General features: G+C 66.9%; 16 protein-coding genes. 9 read left to right on the forward strand and 7 right to left on the reverse strand.

What is annotated here, in order from left to right:
• Positions 1-99: 99 nt before the first annotated feature.
• Positions 100-1,338 carry a TetR/AcrR family transcriptional regulator gene (locus CF70_RS15435; RefSeq protein WP_035866218.1) on the reverse strand — a complete coding sequence of 413 codons (1,239 nt, stop codon included), beginning with the start codon at positions 1,336-1,338 and terminating at the stop codon, positions 100-102.
• A 251-nt stretch (positions 1,339-1,589) separates the two neighbouring features.
• On the opposite strand from CF70_RS15435, the gene CF70_RS15440 reads away from it, so the two are divergent.
• The 4 genes from CF70_RS15440 (at position 1,590) to dkgB (ending at position 5,284) form a co-directional block, all read left to right on the forward strand.
• A complete protein-coding gene (locus tag CF70_RS15440) occupies positions 1,590-2,351 on the forward strand; it encodes an ATP-binding cassette domain-containing protein (RefSeq protein WP_081862193.1) in 762 nt (253 codons plus the stop codon).
• Complete coding sequence (locus CF70_RS15445) at positions 2,348-3,628, forward strand: ABC transporter permease (RefSeq protein WP_152561824.1); 1,281 nt, start codon at positions 2,348-2,350, stop codon at positions 3,626-3,628. Before CF70_RS15440 ends, CF70_RS15445 begins: the two co-directional genes overlap by 4 nt.
• Positions 3,629-3,642: 14 nt before the next feature.
• The gene (locus CF70_RS15450; RefSeq protein WP_235185062.1) at positions 3,643-4,299 is read left to right on the forward strand and encodes a DUF3299 domain-containing protein; all 657 of its coding nucleotides are present in this window, start codon (positions 3,643-3,645) and stop codon (positions 4,297-4,299) included.
• A 181-nt stretch (positions 4,300-4,480) separates the two neighbouring features.
• On the forward strand, positions 4,481-5,284 hold the full coding sequence (gene dkgB, locus CF70_RS15455; RefSeq protein WP_035866224.1) for a 2,5-didehydrogluconate reductase DkgB: 804 nt from the start codon (positions 4,481-4,483) through the stop codon (positions 5,282-5,284).
• Between the two features lie 46 nt (positions 5,285-5,330).
• Here the strand turns inward: dkgB and CF70_RS15460 are convergent, their stop codons facing one another.
• Entirely contained in the window at positions 5,331-6,056 is a 726-nt protein-coding gene (locus CF70_RS15460; RefSeq protein WP_035866228.1) for a response regulator transcription factor, read from the reverse strand.
• Between the two features lie 421 nt (positions 6,057-6,477).
• Entirely contained in the window at positions 6,478-7,611 is a 1,134-nt protein-coding gene (locus tag CF70_RS15465) for an alkene reductase (protein WP_035866232.1), read from the reverse strand.
• 349 nt (positions 7,612-7,960) lie between these two features.
• Between CF70_RS15465 and CF70_RS15470 the strand changes: the two genes are divergently transcribed.
• The 4 genes from CF70_RS15470 (at position 7,961) to CF70_RS15485 (ending at position 12,041) form a co-directional block, all read left to right on the forward strand.
• Positions 7,961-8,809: a D-amino acid aminotransferase gene (locus CF70_RS15470; protein ID WP_035866234.1), complete on the forward strand. Its 849-nt coding sequence runs from the start codon at positions 7,961-7,963 to the stop codon at positions 8,807-8,809.
• Between the two features lie 419 nt (positions 8,810-9,228).
• Entirely contained in the window at positions 9,229-9,795 is a 567-nt protein-coding gene (gene msuE, locus CF70_RS15475; RefSeq protein WP_035866237.1) for an FMN reductase, read from the forward strand.
• A gap of 205 nt (positions 9,796-10,000) precedes the next feature.
• A complete protein-coding gene (locus tag CF70_RS15480) occupies positions 10,001-11,032 on the forward strand; it encodes an isocitrate/isopropylmalate dehydrogenase family protein (RefSeq protein ID WP_035866239.1) in 1,032 nt (343 codons plus the stop codon).
• Positions 11,033-11,159: 127 nt separating this feature from the next.
• Positions 11,160-12,041, forward strand: a complete 882-nt coding sequence (locus CF70_RS15485; protein WP_035866243.1) for an alpha/beta fold hydrolase — start codon at positions 11,160-11,162, stop codon at positions 12,039-12,041.
• 6 nt (positions 12,042-12,047) lie between these two features.
• Here the strand turns inward: CF70_RS15485 and CF70_RS15490 are convergent, their stop codons facing one another.
• Together CF70_RS15490 and CF70_RS15495 are read right to left on the reverse strand one after the other, a co-directional pair.
• Positions 12,048-12,683: a 3-oxoacid CoA-transferase subunit B gene (locus tag CF70_RS15490; protein ID WP_035866245.1), complete on the reverse strand. Its 636-nt coding sequence runs from the start codon at positions 12,681-12,683 to the stop codon at positions 12,048-12,050.
• Complete coding sequence (locus tag CF70_RS15495; protein WP_035866254.1) at positions 12,680-13,366, reverse strand: CoA transferase subunit A; 687 nt, start codon at positions 13,364-13,366, stop codon at positions 12,680-12,682. Before CF70_RS15495 ends, CF70_RS15490 begins: the two co-directional genes overlap by 4 nt.
• 140 nt (positions 13,367-13,506) lie before the next feature.
• Between CF70_RS15495 and CF70_RS15500 the strand changes: the two genes are divergently transcribed.
• Entirely contained in the window at positions 13,507-14,421 is a 915-nt protein-coding gene (locus CF70_RS15500; RefSeq protein WP_035866247.1) for a LysR family transcriptional regulator, read from the forward strand.
• A gap of 64 nt (positions 14,422-14,485) precedes the next feature.
• Here CF70_RS15500 and CF70_RS15505 read toward each other — a convergent pair whose 3' ends face one another.
• Together CF70_RS15505 and CF70_RS15510 are read right to left on the reverse strand one after the other, a co-directional pair.
• On the reverse strand, positions 14,486-16,723 hold the full coding sequence (locus tag CF70_RS15505) for a xanthine dehydrogenase family protein molybdopterin-binding subunit (protein ID WP_235185063.1): 2,238 nt from the start codon (positions 16,721-16,723) through the stop codon (positions 14,486-14,488).
• 89 nt (positions 16,724-16,812) lie between these two features.
• Positions 16,813-17,316 (reverse strand): (2Fe-2S)-binding protein, encoded by a 504-nt coding sequence (locus CF70_RS15510; RefSeq protein WP_035866249.1) that lies wholly within the window; start codon positions 17,314-17,316, stop codon positions 16,813-16,815.
• Between the last annotated feature and the right edge of the window lie 260 nt (positions 17,317-17,576).

Below are 17,576 nucleotides of genomic sequence, written 5' to 3' on the forward strand. Positions count from 1 at the left end.
GCAGGGGGATGTCGTATTCCTTTGGGTCCAACAACCAACACCGCCAAAATAAAGCCATCATCCCCCAAAAAACCACACAAGAAAAATAGAAACCCCCCATCAACCCCCAGAAAACAACCCCATAAACAAAGGCCGAATAAACAAATCCCCCGCATTCTCCCCCGAAGCATCCGGCACCCACCGCTGCAACTCCACCGCCGCATTAATCATCCCATTCACCTGCAACGAAGCAATAGACTGATCCAGCGGCCGAATCGACCCATCCTGCATCCCCTGCACCAGAAACCGTGTAAACCGTGCCGACAGCCGGCTCATCGTCAGCATCTTCTCCTTGCGCATCTCCTCCGGCAGCGCCCCATAGATGGTCAGCCGCAGCAGCGGCCCCTTCCCAGAGAACTGATAGCTCACCAGCGCACGCGAGATCGCGCACAGCTTGTCCCAGCCCGTGCCCGGCCCTTCCTCCACCTTCGACTGCGCATCCCGGATGACCGCAAACATACGGTCAAAGCAGGCGGAGATCAGGTCGTCCTTGTTCTCGTTGTGGTGATAGAACGATCCCTTCGTGAGATTCAGCCGCGCGGAAATGCGATCCGCGGAGGCGCCGCGATAGCCCAGTTCGTTGAGTAACTCGGTAGCGGCGCGCAGGAAGGCTTCCTGAGTTGTCTCGGGTGTGTCGATCACCGGCAGCGGTGGCGAGGCGGGAGTGGTGTCGCCCCATTTCGAAGAAGGCGACGCAAAGCCGTTGAGCAGCAGATCCACGACCGTTTCCGCGACTTTCGGGTAGTCCTGCGGTTCGTAGCGCTCGACCCATGTCATCGCGCCGCTGGTGAGCGACAGCAGCAAGTGCGCTGCCGCGCTGAGCGCGCTGCGTTGCGCGGGGCTCTGCGGTGCTTCCGCACGCAGCAGCTTGCGGATACGCCGGAACATGTCGGTATATGCCTTGAAGGCGACGTCCGCGTGCGTCTCCGGCAGCGAGCGGATCTCGCGAAAGCTCATCAGCTCCGGGCGCTCTCCAGTTGCCGTCCTGGCCAGCCGCTCGAAGAACAGGGCGATAAACCGGCGCACCCGCGCCTCCGGGCCGGGCTCGTCGGCCGTGGCGTCGGCGATGCCCGCCATCTCGTCGATCGTGCGCATCAGGCAGGCCACCACAAGGTCTTCCTTCTTGCGGTAGTAGTAGGTGATGCTGTTGGTGCTGAGCCCGACCTCCTGCGCGACGTCCGAGAGCGTGGCGCCACGCAAGCCCTTCCGGTTGAACAGGCGGGCAGCCGCGTCGAGAATCGCTTCGCGTTTCTCCACATAGCGGCGTGTGGGGCGGGCTTCCGCCGTTTCCTTGAGCATGGAGTGATGTATCTGCATTCGTTGGCCGGAGGCGCGGATCATTTGAGCGGGCGCATTGATCCGGGCGGTCTCGACGGGACTGTAAGTGTACCGAACGGATTCACAGGATGGCTTCCGTTTGATGCCGCGCAAGGGCTCACCAACGTGGCATTCGATCGCCCGGCGTCACGTGCGCTATTGCCTTCCTTCTCCGGCTGACAGCATAATGCAACTATGTTGCATTATGCCTGGCGGCGCGAGGAGGGCATCGGATGGCCAGCAGTACCAGCGGGATCGACCTGATCAACGCGGCGAACAGCACCAACGGCGATCCCGTCATCGACCTGCAGGGCATCGCGTTCACATGGCCCGGGCAGGCCGCGCCTTGCCTGCGGCTCGACCGGTTCCGGCTGGACGCGGGCGAGCAGGTATTCGTCTGTGGCCCGAGCGGCAGCGGCAAGAGCACCTTGCTGTCGATGCTGGCCGGGGTGCTGGCGCCCCAGCAGGGCAGCCTGCGCGTGCTGGGCACGGCGCCGGATGCGCTTAGCGCGCCGCGGCGCGACCGCTTCCGGGCCGACCATATCGGCCTCATCTTCCAGCAGTTCAACCTGCTGCCCTATCTTTCCGTCGTGGACAATGTGCTGCTGCCGTGCCGCTTCTCGCGCAGCCGTCGCGAGCGCAGCGCGGCGCAGGGCGCCACGCCGCAAGCCGCCGCGCATGCGCTGCTTGCGCAGCTCGACCTGCCGCGTGCGCTGTGGCAGCGTGCCGTGAGCCGGCTTTCCGTCGGCCAGCAGCAGCGCGTGGCGGCGGCCCGCGCACTGATCGGCCGGCCGCGCCTCGTGCTTGCCGATGAGCCCACTTCCGCGCTGGACGCGCCGCGACAGCAGGCTTTCATGGACTTGCTGCAGCGGGAATGCGGCATTGCCGGCGCCAGCCTGATGTTTGTCAGCCATGACGAACGCCTGGCCACGCGCTTCCAGAGGCGGTTGTCGTTGCCGGCGGCCCATGCGCCGGATGTGGCGGGGGCAGTGTGATGCTGATGCTCGCGATGGCCGCGCGCAGCGCATGGAACCGCCGCTTCAACCTGCTGCTGATGCTGCTGGCGATTGCCATGTCCACCGCCATGCTGCTGGGCGTGGAGCGCATCCGGCATCAGGTACGGGCGAGTTTTGCGCACTCGGTGTCCGGCACCGACCTGGTGGTTGGCGCGCGCACCAGCCCGGTCCAGCTGATGCTTTACACCGTGTTCCACCTGGGCGGCACGACCAGCAATATGAGCTGGGACAGCGCCCGGCGGCTGGCAGTCCATCCGGCCGTGGCGTGGACCATTCCGCTTTCGCTGGGCGACTCGCACCGCGGCTTCCCGGTGCTGGCGACCACCCCCGGCTACTTCGCGCATTACCGCTACGGCAACCGGCAACCGCTGGTGCTCGCGCAGGGCCAGCCGTTCGCGGCGCTGTTCGATGCCGTGCTCGGCGCCGAGGTGGCGAGCCGGCTGGGCTATCGCGTGGGCGACCGCATTGTATTGAGCCACGGGGATGGCGATGGCGACGGGCCGGCGCACGCAGGCCATGCCGGGCATGAGAACAGGCCTTTCGTCGTGAGCGGCATCCTGGCGCGCACCGGCACGCCGGTGGATCGCACCGTGCATATCGGGCTGGAAGCGCTGCAGGCCATCCACCTTGGCTGGGAGGGCGGCATGCCGCTGCCGGGCCTTGCCATCCTCCCGGAGCAGATACGCAAGTTCGACCTGACGCCCCATAGCGTGACCGGCGTGCTGGTCGGACTAAAGCTCAGGTCGCAAGTCTTCACTGTGCAGCGGGAGATTGCCGAAGACCCGCATGAGCCGCTGATGGCGGTGCTGCCGGGCGTGGCGCTGGATGCGCTATGGCGCGTGACCAGTGTCGCCGAGCGCGCATTGCTGGTGGTGTCGGGGCTGGTGGTGATGGTCGGGCTGGCGGGGCTTGCGTCGTCCATCCTTGCCGCGCTGGGCGAGCGGCGGCGCGAACTCGCCATCCTGCGCTCGGTCGGCGCACGGCCGGGCGACCTGCTGGCGATGCTGGCGCTGGAAGGGCTGGTGGTGATGCTGGCGGGCGCGCTCCTTGGCCTCGCGCTGGTGACGTTGCTGGCGGCGGTGTCCGGCCCTTACCTGCAATCCGCCTTCGGCGTAACGGTGCCCGCAGCCTGGCCCACGCCCGGCGAATGGCCGCTGCTGGCCGCCACTGTGGGCGCTGGCTTCTGCGTGAGCCTGCTGCCCGGATGGCGCGCCTATCGCCTGAGCCTGGCCGACGGGCTGATGCCGACGACATGAAGAAGAGGACGCCAATGACTGCCCGCTTCCGGCACATGTCGCTTGCGTTCACTGTCATCGCGCTGGCCGGCGGAGGCGCCACGTATTTCTTCCGGCCGCTGTCCGCGCTGGAGTCCGGCGCCACTGCGGGCGCCGCCAGGCACGAATCCGCCTATGCAGTAGGCGAGGCGTTGCGCCTTGCCGTCGCGCCTTCCACGCCCGACCCCGCCTTGCGCGAAATAGCGTGGCGAGATTTGCTGCCAAAGGGCTGGGACCCGCTCGTGCCGTTCAAGGGCCTGAAGCTCGACGAGCTCGACGACGCCGATCCCCGCGCGCAGATTGCCCTGTACAAGGCACGGCAGTACTGGAAGAACGCGCCCGTTGAACCCGCGCTGGATGGCGCGGCGGTACGTCTTGCCGGTTTTGTGGTTTCGCTCGACGCAGAAGGCGAGGCGATTCGCGAGTTCTTGCTGGTGCCGTACTTCGGCGCGTGCATCCACGTGCCACCGCCGCCCGCCAACCAGGTCATCCACGTCCGCACGGACAAACCGTTGCCGGGGCTGCGCACCATGGACACCGTGTGGATCGGCGGCGCGATGCGGGTCGAGCGGGCAGACACCATGATGGGCTACGCCGGCTATGCCATGCACGGGGCGCGGGTGGAGCCCTATCTACCGCCCGCGCGGCAATAGCGGAGACAACGCGCGCTCCATTCTTGCTCCGGAATCAAGTATCTTCTGCGCGGGACATGGTTTTTCTCGCGGCGGGCAGCGCGGATACTCGGGACATGTTCGCTGTGAAGGCAAGCAAGGCTTGCGTTGCGGCAAGCCGTGGCCCCATCGGCCAGATACAACCCCGAATCAGGAAACAACAATGCCCATTCCCGCCCTTGGCCTCGGTACCTTCCGCCTGCAAGGCCAGACTGTCATCGATTCCGTGCGCAACGGCCTCGACGTTGGCTACCGCGCGATCGACACCGCGCAGATCTACGGCAACGAGGCCGAAGTCGGCCAGGCCATCGCCGAGAGCGGCGTCGCCCGTGCCGACCTGTTCGTGACGACCAAAATCTGGATCGAGAATCTCTCACGCGACAGACTGGTGCCCAGTCTGAAGGAGAGTCTCGCCAGGCTGCGCATCGACCATGTCGACCTGACCTTGATCCATTGGCCGTCGCCGGACAACGCGGTCCCGGTCGCCGAATTCATGACCGCGCTGGCCGAGGCCCGCGAGCAAGGACTCACCTGCCAGATCGGTGTATCCAACTTCACCGTCGACCTGATGCGGCAGGCGATCGACGCCGTTGGCGCCGGAGCGATCGCCACCAACCAGATCGAGTTGCATCCCTTCCTGCAGAACCGCAAGGTCGCGGACTTCGCGCGCAGCCAGGGCATTCACATTACGTCGTATATGACGCTGGCCTACGGCAAGGCGCTGCAGGACCCGGTGATCCGGGAGATCGCGCAGCGGCACGGCGCCACGCCTGCGCAGGTGGTGCTGGCCTGGGCCATGCGGCTCGGCTATGCGGTGATTCCGTCTTCGACCAGGCGGGCTAACCTGGAGAGTAATCTTGGGGCCGTTGATGTGCGCCTGTCGGAAGAGGAGATGGCTGGGATTGCCGGATTGGAGAGGGGCGGGAGGCTGACTAGTCCGGAGGGGTTGGCGCCGGTTTGGGATTGAGGCGCCACGGATGGGAAGTTACCGAAGCCGGCACGGCAGCCGTCGCTCAGCCAATCATGTGCGGGCTCGGCCGTTGCCGCCTGGCACCGGTTTCATCCAGGCGATAGCCGTGGCCATACACGACCGTGATGACCAGGCCATTCCGGGGGTGCAGCTCCAGCGTCGCGCGCAGGCGCGACACCAGGCTGGCCAGCGCGCGCGACCGCGGTGGCAGCGCATAGCCCCAGATCGCGCATTCGATGTAGGTGTGGGACAGGACGCGGCCGACGCTGGAAAACAGCAGCGACGCAAGATCGAACTCCTTGGGGGTCAGGGGCATGCGGCGCCCCTGGAATATGGCCTGGTGCGACTGGCAATCCAGTGAATAGTGTCCGACCGTGATGTCGGGGCTCGCGGCTTGCTGGTGTGAGGCCGCGCGGCGCTGCAGCGCGTGCAGCCGGGCCACCAGTTCACGCAAGCGCAGAGGGTGGATCATATAGTCGTCAGCCCCGGATTGCAGGGCATTGACGACCGAGTCCTCGTCACGGCGGTTGGAAACCACCAGCACCGGCACCTTGCAGCGTCCGGCGCTGCGCAGCGCACACACAGCCTCGACCGCAGGCAGGTCGGCCAGTTCGTGGTCGACCAGCAGGACATCGTAACCGGACTGGTCGATGCCGCGAAAGAACTCGCGGCTTGCGTGGTAGGTGTGGCAATACACCCCGGCGCGGGAGAGGGCCTCTGCCATGATCCTGGCCCTGAGCGACAGATCCGCGAGCAGTGCAATCTTCATGGATTTGTCCAACGGGCATTAGTGCGGTTCGCGGGCCGGCGCGCGCATCCGCTGCGATACCTCCGCATCGCGCTGCCGCAGCGTGGCGTCCCGTTCGGGCAGCAACCCCGCGCGCGCCTCAGCGCCTGCAGGGCGTGGATGTCGGAGGGAAGGGGGGCGGCAGCCGAAAGCATGCCGCCAGTTTACTGGCGGCATGCTGGCAATGAAATCGGACACGTCCTAAATGGTGCGAATCTGGTGTGTTTGCTGGCTTCGTTGTACGTCTGGCCTCATATCCGTGCCGCCAGGTGCTTGGCACCCCGGTGGCGATATCGCTTTTGTCGACATCCACAGGCGCCTTCTAAGCTGCCGACGCCAGTAGCACGGCGCGGGCCGCTTCATCGCCCGTTTCATGAAAGCACGGCAGCGCACCGGCAGCGGCTCAGGCCGCGGCCTTGGTTTCGCTCTGGCCCTGCGGCGTGAATCTCGGGTAATCGGTGTATCCCGCGGCACCGCCGCCGAAATACTTCGAGCGGTCGCCGGCATTGAGCGGCAGATCGTGCTGCAGCCGGTAGGGCAGATCGGGGTTGGCGATAAACGGGCGCCCGAAGCCGATCAGGTCGGCCCAGCCTTTAGTGAGCGCTTCTTCCGCGCGTGCCTTGCTGTAGTTGCCCGAGTAGACCAGCGTGCCGGGATAGATGGCGCGCAGCGCTTCCTTGAACGCGGCTGGCATCACGGGTGCGTCTTCCCAGTCCGCTTCGGCGATATGGATATAGCCCACGCCGATCTGGCCGAGCGCGTGTGCCGCGGCAAGGTAAGTGGCTTCGGGCGTATCGTCGACCGCGCCCTGCAGCGTGGTGAGCGGCGCCAGGCGCACGCCGATGCGGTCCTTGCCGACTACCTCGGTCACCGCTTGCGCGACTTCCTTGAGGAAGCGCAACCGGTTGGCGAGCGAGCCGCCGTATTCGTCGTCGCGGGTATTGGCCTGCGAGTCGATGAACTGGTTGATCAGGTAGCCATTGGCGCCATGCAGTTCGACCCCGTCGAAGCCGGCTGCCAGCGCGTTGCGCGCCGCTTGCGCGTAGTCGGCCACGATGCCGGGGATCTCGTCAATGTTCAGCGCGCGCGGGGCGGAATGCTGGATCATCTCGCCGACGCCGCCCTGCGGGCCGTGGCCGGTGGCATCGACAAACACCTTGACGCCCTCGGCGACCAGCGCCGACGACGACACCGGTGCGGTGTTACCCGGCTGCAGCGTGGTATGCGACACGCGGCCGACGTGCCAGAGCTGCGCGAAGATCGTGCCGCCGGCGGCGTGCACGGCGTCGGTGACCTTGCGCCATCCGGTGACCTGTCCGGGGCTATAGATGCCAGGCGTCCAGGCATAGCCCTGGCCTTGGCGGCTGATCTGCGTGCCTTCCGAGATGATCAGGCCAGCAGTGGCGCGCTGACTGTAATACTCGGCCATCAGGTCCGTTGCCACGTCGCCGGCGGCGGCACGCGAACGGGTCATGGGCGGCATCACGATGCGGTTGCGGGTGGTGATATGGCCGAAGGTGTAGGGGGTAAACAGCATGGTTTCTCTCGCTCGTCGGTTTGGCCAGGCAAGAAGCGGCCGCAGGGGGCCGGCCCTGGATGGACCTGGGGCCCGGGCCGCCCGGCGGTGTTGCCGGGATGATGTATGGATTATCGGGACGGGCCGCTTTTGCAAAAACCCCGTAACAGGCAAATGATTCTTGCGGCGGGCTCAAGGATGGCCAACAGCCCGTAGTGATACATGCATCACCCGGTGGCCCCGGAGGCCGTCCTCAGGCAGCTCATGCCGATTTTGCATAAGCGCCCGCCAGGGCTTATGGAACAATGCGTCAACCGACGGATTCCGCTTCCGTCCCTTTACCGCTCTCCCTGCCCTGGCGCTACCCAACATGAACGACGAAATCGTCTACCTCAACGGCGAACTCACCCCTTTGTCCGAAGCCCGCATCCCCGTGCTGGACCGCGGTTTTATCTTTGGCGACGGCGTGTATGAAGTCGTCCCCATCTACGGCGCCAAGCCCTTCCGCCTGCCGCAGCACCTGGCCCGCCTGGCGCGCAGCCTGGCAACCATCGGCATTCCCAACCCGCACGCCGAGCCGGAGTGGATGGCGCTGATCGACCGCGTGGTGCGCGCCAACGGCCTCAGCGACCAGATGGTCTACATTCAGGTCACGCGCGGCGTGGCACGGCGCACCCATGCCTTCCCCAAGGAGGTGACGCCGACGGTGCTGATCATGACCAATCCCATGTCGCTGCCGTCGGCGGACATGCGCGAGAAGGGTGTGGCCTGCGTGACCGCCGAGGACAAGCGCTGGCTGCACTGCCAGGTCAAGTCGACCTCCCTGCTGGGCAATGTGCTGGCGGCGCAGAACGCGGCGGAGCATGGTGTCACCGAGACCATCCAGTTCCGCGACGGCGCGCTGACCGAAGCCTCGGCGTCGAATGTCTGGGTGGTCCGCAAGGGCCGGGTCTCGGCGCCGCCGAAGGACAACCTGATCCTGGAAGGCATCCGCTACGGCTGGATGGAGGAGCTGTGCGCGGCGCTGGATATCTCGCTGGAAGCGCGCCGGATTTCGCAGGACGAGGTAATGGCCGCCGACGAGGTGCTGCTGACGTCGGCCAGCAAGGAGATCCTGGCGGTGGTGACCATCGACGGCAAGACCATCGGCAGCGGCGAGCCTGGCCCTGTCTTCAAGAAGCTCTACGCTGCGTACCAGGCAGCCAAGGTGGCGCCGTAGTACGGGAGCGGTGTGGCTGGCTGCCCGGCGTGACCGGGCGATCGGCGTTGCCCGTCCGGCCGCCAGGGCGCGGCGGTCAGGGATTGCCCCGCTGCCTCCAGCTTCGGCTTCCCCGACGTCAACGCGGCCTCTTCCCTGACTTGCGATGCGCCAGCGCGAAGCGGGGGAGGGCCGCAGCACAAGCGATGGCGGCCGGGATTCGCATTCGCATATACACCCCACCCATCTAAGCAAAGACGAATTTCGTCCTTCGGCGAATTGTCGTGCTGCGCTATCGTGAGGGACTTGTAAGCGATCGCTTGAGACGGACAAAGCCTGCGGACAACGGCGCTGCGCAAGCGCTGTCGCATGCGCGGCACCGGACAGGCATCGCAATGCGCGAATCCAGGACCAATCGATATTGACAGGGGGGATTTCCAATGGCTACACCGCTGAAAGTGGTTGCCGTCAACGGCAGTACGCAACAGCCGTCGCGTACGCTCGCGCTGGTGCAGGCGTTGCTTGCCGAGCTCGATGGCAAGCTGCTGCTGCACAGCCATATCGTCAACCTGGGCGAGATCGCCCGCCCGCTGGGCGCCGCGCTGACGCGCGCCGAACTGCCGCCGGAGATTGAAAACGAGCTGCTTGCGATCGAGTCCGCCGACCTGCTGGTGGTGGCGGCGCCTGTCTATCGCGGGTCCTATCCCGGCCATTTCAAGCATCTGTTCGACCTGGTGGGGCAGGAGGCGCTGGCCGACAAGCCCGTGCTGCTGGCGGCCACGGGTGGCAGCGACCGGCACGCGCTGGTGCTGGAGCACCAGCTGCGGCCCTTGTTCGGATTCCTGCAAGCGCTGACGCTGCCGATCGGCGTGTATGGCAGCCCCGGCGATTTCCAGAACCACCACGTCAGCAGCGATGCGCTGGCCGAGCGCATCCGCCTGGCCGCCGACCGCGCCGCGCCATTGTTTGGCGCCAGCCGCAGATTGCCGCTGCAGCGCGCCGCCTGAGGGGGGGCGGAAGCCGGGATGTCTTCATCCCGGCTGCCGGCAAGCGCTCGTTGCCATGCCGTGTCCTTCTTGAAGGATCCGGTCCGTCATTGCCGTCTCATGTGCGGTCCAGCACGATTGACACGGGCGTAATCTATGCTTGTGAGCGAAAGCACGCCTTGGCTCCCGGCCGGCGCACCGCCCAATTCCTCCAAAGGACAAGCATATGGAACACCGAGCAGCCAATCAGATCCCCGCCACCCTGATTCCCGGCGACGGCATCGGGCCGGAAGTGGTGGAGGCCACCGTCAAGGTGCTGGACGCGCTGGGCGCGCCGTTCTCCTGGGACGTGCAGCAGGCCGGCATGGCGGGCATCGCCCAGGGCGGCGACCCGTTGCCCGAGGCTACCCTCGACAGCATTCGCCGTACCGGCCTGGCGCTGAAAGGCCCGCTGACCACGCCCGTCGGCGGCGGCTTCCGCTCGGTCAACGTGCGCCTGCGCGAAGCCTTCAATCTCTATGCCAATGTGCGGCCCGCCCGCACGCTGGTACCGGGACGCTTCGAGAACATCGACCTGGTGCTGGTGCGCGAGAACGTGGGCGGCTTCTACGTGGCCCACGACTATTACATCCCCGTGGGCGACGATCCGCATGCCGTGGCGGTATCCACCGGCACCAATACGCGCGACGCCTGCCGGCGCATCGCCCGCTTCGCCTTCGAGTACGCGGTCAGGAACCAGCGCAAGAAGATCACCGTGGTGCACAAGGCCAATATCCTCAAGGCACTGACCGGGATCTTCCTGGAAGCCGCGCGCGAGGTGGCGCAGGACTATGCGGGCCGCGTGGAGATGGACGACCGCATCGTCGATGCCTGCGCCATGCAGCTCGTTCTCAACCCCTGGCAGTTCGACATGCTGCTCTGTACCAACCTCTTCGGCGATATCCTGTCCGACCAGATTGCCGGCCTGGTGGGCGGGCTGGGCATGGCGCCGGGGGCCAATATCGGCGATACCGTCGCCATTTTCGAGGCCGTGCACGGCTCGGCGCCCGATATCGCCGGCAAGGGCATCGCCAATCCGATTTCGCTGATGCTGGCCGCCGGCCTGATGCTCGAACATGCGGGCCGGCAGGACCTGGCGTTGCGGCTGCGCAAGGCGATCGACCTGGCGCTCAATGAGGACCAGGTCAGGACCGGCGACCTGAAGGGCTCGGCGTCCACGCTGCAATTTGCCGACGCGGTGGTGAAGCGGCTGGGTTGACGCGCCGGCGCATGCGGGGCGCCGCGGACAGGACCAACCCGGATATTCCCGTCAAGCACTCTTGCGTACCATGGTTGCGCCGCTACCGTCACTCCCGACACAAGCCGGCGCTAACCGAGGGCTTGGCATGCAGACATCGGAACCATACTTCCACTTCCGTCTCGATTCCAACGACGACCACAAGATCGAGGTCCATCGCTGGCAGGGAGGCGCGGCGCCGCGCGCCGTGGTGCAGATCGCGCATGGCATGGGCGAGCACGCGCTGCGCTACCGGCCGCTGGCCGAAGCGCTGGTGGGCGCGGGCTACGTGGTCTATGCCAGCGAGCACCGGGGGCATGGCGCCGATGCGGCCGCCCAGGATAAGCTTGGCGACTTCGGGCCGCGTGGCTTTGCAGCACTGGCGGACGACATGGCCGTGCTCAGCCGGCACTCGCGGGCGCAGCATCCCGGCCTGCCGCTGATCCTGTTCGGCCACAGCATGGGGTCGTTCGCCACGCAGTGCTACCTGGTCGAGCACAGCGAGTTGCTCGCCGGCGCGGCGCTGTCGGGCACCACCGCGGTGGACCTGATGCTGGAGGCGGCGCGGGCGGGTTTCAAGCTCGAGGATATGAATGCCGGCGTGCCGGACAGCCGCACGCCCTTCGACTGGCTCAGCCGCGACCCGGCACAGGTGGATGCGTATATCGCCGATCCGCTGTGCGGCTTCACCGTCACGCCGGCGTCGCGTGCCTCGATGTTCGCCGAATGCGCGCGCCTGGCCGAGCCGGATACGCTGCGCGGCATCCGTCCGGGGCTGCCCATCTACCTGTTCACCGGCGACCGTGATCCGGTCAATAATCACCTGGCCTGGTTCGAGCCGCTGGTCAGCCGCTATCGCGCGGCAGGGCAGACCGATGTGTCGTCCCACGTATTCGGCGGCGCACGCCACGAGACGTTGAACGAGACCAACCGTGCGGAGGTGATTGCCATCCTCGCCGCATGGATCGGGCGGGTGGCGTCCGGTCGCTGACGGGCGTCAGGGCAGGAGGCGCGCCTCGGTCACCGCCTGCAGCGCTCCCGGTGTGATGCCTTCCGCCATTGCCTCCACCCGCAAGCCGTCGGGCGTCACGCGCATTACCGCCAGGTCGGTATAGATGCGGCATACCACGCCGCGTGCGGTCAACGGCAGCGTGCAGCGGCGCAGCAGGCGTGGGCGGCCGTCGCGCGTGGTGTGTTCCATCAGCACCCAGACCTCGCGGGCGCCAAAGGCGAGTTCCATCGCGCCGCCCACGGCCGGCGGGGTGTTGGGATCGCCCCGGGTCCAGTTGGCCAGGTCGCCGTTTTCCGCCACTTCATAGGCGCCCAGGATGGCCAGGTCCAGATGGCCGCCGCGCATCATGGCGAAGCTCAGCGCGGAATCGAAGATCGCCGCGCCGGGGCGCAGCGTCACCGGTTGCTTGCTGGCGTTGATCAGTTCCGGGTTTTCCTCGCCTGGCAGCGGGCGCGGCCCGAGATGCAGGATGCCGTTCTCGCTATGCAGGAAGACCTCCCGCTCCGGTGGGATCATGTCCCCGACCAGCGTCGGCAGGCCGATGCCCAGGTTGACATAGGATCCCGTGCGGATGTCCTGCGCCGCGCGCCGCGCGATCTGCTCCCTGTTCCATCGCATCATTGTTCGCTCCTGGCGGATTGGCCGCCGATGGTGACGAGGCGATGGACAAAGATGCCCGGCGTCACGATATGTTCGGGGTTCATGGCGCCGGCCTCGACCATCGTGTCGACCTCCGCCACCACCACGCGCGCGGCGGTCGCCATCACGGGATTGAAGTTGCGCCCGGCCAGGTGATAGTCCAGGTTGCCGAGGCGATCCGCGGTGCGCGCGCGGATCAGCGCGAAATCCGCATGCAGCGGCAGTTCCAGCACGTGCTGCACGCCGTTGATCTCGCGCGTGTCCTTGCCCTCGGCAAGAATGGTCCTGGCGGTGATGGGGCAGTAAAAGCCGCCCAGCCCGGCCCCGGCGCAGCGGATGCGCTCCACCAGCGTGCCTTGGGCCACCAGTTCCAGCTCAACTTCGCCGCGCCGGTAGGCGTCGCGAAAGGCCGTGGCCCCGGCCGTCAGCGGATAAGAGCAGACCAGCTTGCGCACGCGCCCGGCCTCGATCAGGCTCGCCACGCCCTCGCCGTCGTAGCCGGCGTTGTTGGAGATCACCGTCAGATCCCTGGCGCCATGCGCCAGCACCGCGGCGATCAGGCCACCGGGCAGGCCGGCGCTGCCGAAGCCGCCCACCATCACGGTGGCGCCGTCGCGCAGATCGGCGATGGCCTCGCCGCAGCTTGCTACCCGTTTGTTGACCAATTCCATGTCCGACATGCTCCCGATCCGCGGCCTCGCCGCCGCCAAGCCATGCATCATGCGGCGTTTGGATCGATAGGTTCAAGTACATGAGACTTAATTATTGATAAGCTAAGCTTATATTGTGACCAAAGGCCATCCCGATGAACCTGGAACTCCGACACTATCGATACTTCGCCGCGCTGGCGGAGGAACTGCACTTTGGCCGCGCGGCGGAGCGCCTCGGCATTTCGCAGCCGGCGCTGAGCCAGCAGTTCAGGTGGATCGAGCAGGAGGCGGGTGCGCCGCTGCTTTCGCGCAGCAAGCGCCGGATGGCGCTGACGGAGGTTGGCGCTGTCTTCCATGAGGAAGCGCTGGGCGTCCTGCGGCAGGTCCGGCACGCCGAACTGGCCACCGCCAGCGCGAGCCGTGGCGATCTCGGCAGCGCGTCCATTGGCTACGTGGCATCCGCCGCGCTCTCGGGTTTGCTGCCGAGGCTTGTCTATCGCTTCCGCCAGGACTATCCGGCCGTGCGGCTCGCCATGCGCGAGATGGACATGCCGGCCCAGCTTGACGCGGTTGCGCGCGGCGCGCTCGATATCGGCTTTATCCGCCCGCCGTTGCAAGCGCTGCCCGAGGGGCTGGCCTTGCTCGATATCGCCACGGAAGCGGTTGTGGTCGCGCTGCATGCCACGCATGCGCTGGCAAGCCGTGCGCGCATCGATGTGGCCATGCTGCGCGACGAGACGTTTATCTGCACGCACACCGAACACGGCACCGGCTTCTACGCCATCACCCTTGCCATCTGCGGCAATGCCGGCTTCCAGCCGCGCGTGGAGGCGTTGTCGAGCCAGATGGCCACCATCATCAGCATGGTGGCGGCCGGGTTCGGCGTGGCGCTGATCCCGGCCTCGATGCGCGCGTTCGCGCCGCCCGACGTGGTATTCAAGCCGCTGGCGCGCAACGAGGTGACGTCGCAGCTTGCCGTGGTACATCGCAAGAACGAACGCTCGCCCACGGTGCTGCGGTTGATCGAGCGGTGCAGGCAGGGAAAGGGGAAGGACCGGCAGCCGGCCTGAATCCTGAGCGGGCCGGGCGGCGGGGAGCCGCCCGGGTCGACTGCGAGGGGCCGTGCCCCTGTGCTCAGCCCTTCAACTGGTCCCGGACCGGCAACGCGCGGATGCGCTTGCCCGTAGCCGCGAAGATCGCATTGCACAGCGCGGGTGCAATGGTCGGCACGGCCGGTTCGCCGACGCCGCCGAGCGGTGCGTCGAACTTGCCCGGCACCAGGTGCACGTGGATCTGGCGCGGCGCCGACGGCGCGCGCATTACCTCGTACTGGTGGAAGTTGTCCTGCTGGGCGCGTCCGTCCTTGAAGGTGATCTCGCCCGTGGTGGCCAGGCTGATGCCCATGATGCAGGCGCCTTCCACCTGCGAGCGGATGCGGTCCGGGTTGACCTGCGCGCCGCAGTCCACCGCCATGTCGATGCGGGGGATGCTGATGCCGCCATCGTCGCCGACCACTACCTCGATCACCGCCGCCACGTAGGTCACGAAGCTGTAGCAGACTGCCAGTCCCAGCCCGTGTCCCTTCGGCAGCTTCCTGCCCCACCCGGCTTCGCGCGTGGCCAGTTCGATCACGCCGCGCAGGCGGCCGGTATCGAGCGGATACTGCTGCGGCGATTCGCCGTAGTTCCAGGCGTCGGACAACTGAATCGGGTCGATGCGGCGGTCCGGGCCCAGCAGCGCCAGCAGATAGTCGCGATGATCGCGCCCCGCAGCCGTGGCCAGCTCCGCCGCGAACGACTGGACCGCGAACGCGTGGGGGATATTGGACACCGAGCGGAACCAGCCGATGCGGGTGTGCGCTTCCACCTCCGGATTCTCCACACGCACGTTGGGGATGTCGAACGGCATGTTCACCGCGGACATGCCGAGCTCGAACGCGGCTTCGTTCTTTGCGCCGGCCACGAAGGTGGACGTGATGGTGGATGCGGCGGTGCGGTGCAGCCAGGCCTGCGCGCGGCCGTCGGCGCCGAGCATCGCCTCCATGTGCTCAACCGAAACGGTGTGGAAGTAATCGTGATGCAGGTCGTCGTCGCGCGTCCAGGTCACCTTGACCGGCTTGCCGCCCATGGCCTTTGACAGCAGCGCGGCCTCGGCGGCGAAGTCCGGCTTGGACTTGCGGCCAAAGCCGCCGCCCAGCAGCGTCACGTGCACCGTGACGTCCTCGGGCTTCAGGCCCAGATGCCCTGCCACCGTCTCACGCGTGGCCTGCGGCGCCTGCACCGATGCCCAGACCTCGCACTTGCCGCCGGCGGCGCGCGCGGTGGCAACCGGCGGCTCCATGGTGGCGTGCGCGATATGCGGCAGGTAATACTGCGCCGTGACCCGCTTGCCGGGACCGGCCAGGGCGGCCATGGTGTCGCCCTGGTTCCGCACCACCTTGCCGGGCTGGCTCGCGGCCTTCTCCATCGCCGCCCGGAACGCGCCGGACTCGTAGCTGGCATTGGGACCATCGTCCCAGCGCAGCTTCAGCGCCTCGCGGCCCTTGATGGCCGACCAGGTATTGCTGGCGATCACCGCCACGCCGCCCAGCGGATGGAACATTGCGGGCGCGGGGCTGCCGGCCAGTTCGACCACCTTGATCACGCCGGGCACTTTCATGGCCTGCGTGGCGTCGACGCTGGCCAGCTTGCCGCCAAACACCGGCGGGCGCGCGATCACGGCGTAGAGCATGCCGTCCAGCCGCACGTCGATGCCGTACTGCGCGCGGCCCGTGGCGATGGCGCGGCCATCGATATTGCGCGTGCTGTTCTTGCCGATATAGCGGAACTGGGCGGGATCCTTCAGCTTCAGGCTGGCGGGCGCGGGTACCGGCAGGCGCGAGGCGTCCTTCGCCAGCGCGCCATAGCCGAGACTCTTGCCGCTGGGCACGTGGACCACGGCATGGTTGCGGGCCTGCACTTCGCTTACCGGCACGCCCCAGCGCGCGGCGGCTGCGGCCTCCAGCATCGTCCGGGCGCTAGCGCCGACGCGCCGCATGGGCTCGAAGAAATGCCGCACGCTGCGCGAGCCGTCGGTGTTCTGGTTGCCGTAGCGGATCTCGTCGCCCGGGGCCTGCACCACGAGCACCTGCGCCCAGTCAGCCTCGAGTTCGTCGGCCACCACCATCGGCAGGCTGGTGCGCACGCCCTGTCCCATCTCCGAACGGTGGCAGACGATGCTCACCTTGCCATCCTCCCCAATGGAGAGGAAGACCAGCGGGCTGTCCACCGCGCCGCCGGGCATGCCGTCGCGGCCGTATTTTTTGGGTTCGTCTGCGGCCAGCACGATGCCGTCCAGGCCCACGGTGAGCGTCAGCCCGGCAACGGCGCCCATGCCCTTGAGCCAGCGGCGGCGCCCGGCGGATTGCAGGTTGCCGGCGTGGTCCGGCTGGGCCTGAGCCACGGCGAGAACGTTTGGTTCGCTCATTTTGCGCTCCTCTTGCCTGCCGGCTGGACCGCCGGCTTCGCGGCCACGTTCGATCTGGCGACGTGCTGGATGGCGGCGCGGATGCGCGTATAGGTGCCGCAGCGGCAGATGTTGCCGCTCATGGCGCCGTCGATGTCTTCCTCGCTCGGGTGCGGGTTCGCGTGCAGCAGCGCAGTGGCCGACATCAACTGGCCGGCCTGGCAGTAGCCGCACTGCGGCACGCCGAATTCCTCCCAGGCTGCCTGCAAGGCCTGCCCGATCTTGTCGGCCGACAAGCCTTCGATGGTGGTGATCTTCTTGCCTGCGACGGCCGAGATTGGCGTCACGCACGAGCGGATCGGCTGTCCATCCATATGCATGGTGCAGGCGCCGCACAGCGCCATGCCGCAGCCGAACTTGGTGCCGGTCAGGCCGATGTGATCGCGCACGGCCCACAGCAGCGGAGCATCGTCGGGCAGGTCGATCTTTTGCGGCACACCGTTGATCGTGATTGTTCTCATGTATTTTCTTGCGGGGAAGGTGCAACGGGGAAGAGGGCTGGCGTGCGGGCCAGTGCCTGCGCATTCCTGCGCTGCCGCGTGTGTGAGGGCGGGGGGAGTGGTTCGTGTGGTGGGACTGGACCGCCCGGCCGGGCGCCGTACTGCTGCGGCAGCGTTGCGCAACGCGCATTGTCATCCCGGCCGTTGATTCACGGAATGGCGGAGTCGGGATTTCTTAATTCCAGAAAATGGAATTGTGGTGGTGGGGGGGCGAAGCGGGG

This window comes from Cupriavidus sp. SK-3 (assembly GCF_000611145.1).
Lineage (GTDB): Bacteria > Pseudomonadota > Gammaproteobacteria > Burkholderiales > Burkholderiaceae > Cupriavidus.

Bases quoted from the DNA above. Each gene is read 5' to 3' on its own strand.
- CF70_RS15490 (WP_035866245.1), bottom strand. From the start codon at position 12,683: ATGATGCGATGGAACAGGGAGCAGATCGCGCGGCGCGCGGCGCAGGAC.
- dkgB (WP_035866224.1), top strand. From the start codon at position 4,481: ATGCCCATTCCCGCCCTTGGCCTCGGTACCTTCCGCCTGCAAGGCCAG.
- CF70_RS15470 (WP_035866234.1), top strand. From the start codon at position 7,961: ATGAACGACGAAATCGTCTACCTCAACGGCGAACTCACCCCTTTGTCC.
- CF70_RS15500 (WP_035866247.1), top strand. From the start codon at position 13,507: ATGAACCTGGAACTCCGACACTATCGATACTTCGCCGCGCTGGCGGAG.
- CF70_RS15440 (WP_081862193.1), top strand. From the start codon at position 1,590: ATGGCCAGCAGTACCAGCGGGATCGACCTGATCAACGCGGCGAACAGC.
- CF70_RS15460 (WP_035866228.1), bottom strand. From the start codon at position 6,056: ATGAAGATTGCACTGCTCGCGGATCTGTCGCTCAGGGCCAGGATCATG.
- CF70_RS15485 (WP_035866243.1), top strand. From the start codon at position 11,160: ATGCAGACATCGGAACCATACTTCCACTTCCGTCTCGATTCCAACGAC.
- CF70_RS15510 (WP_035866249.1), bottom strand. From the start codon at position 17,316: ATGAGAACAATCACGATCAACGGTGTGCCGCAAAAGATCGACCTGCCC.
- CF70_RS15435 (WP_035866218.1), bottom strand. From the start codon at position 1,338: ATGCTCAAGGAAACGGCGGAAGCCCGCCCCACACGCCGCTATGTGGAG.
- CF70_RS15505 (WP_235185063.1), bottom strand. From the start codon at position 16,723: ATGGGCGCCGTTGCCGGGCTGACGCTCACCGTGGGCCTGGACGGCATC.
- CF70_RS15465 (WP_035866232.1), bottom strand. From the start codon at position 7,611: ATGCTGTTTACCCCCTACACCTTCGGCCATATCACCACCCGCAACCGC.
- CF70_RS15480 (WP_035866239.1), top strand. From the start codon at position 10,001: ATGGAACACCGAGCAGCCAATCAGATCCCCGCCACCCTGATTCCCGGC.
- CF70_RS15450 (WP_235185062.1), top strand. From the start codon at position 3,643: ATGACTGCCCGCTTCCGGCACATGTCGCTTGCGTTCACTGTCATCGCG.
- msuE (WP_035866237.1), top strand. From the start codon at position 9,229: ATGGCTACACCGCTGAAAGTGGTTGCCGTCAACGGCAGTACGCAACAG.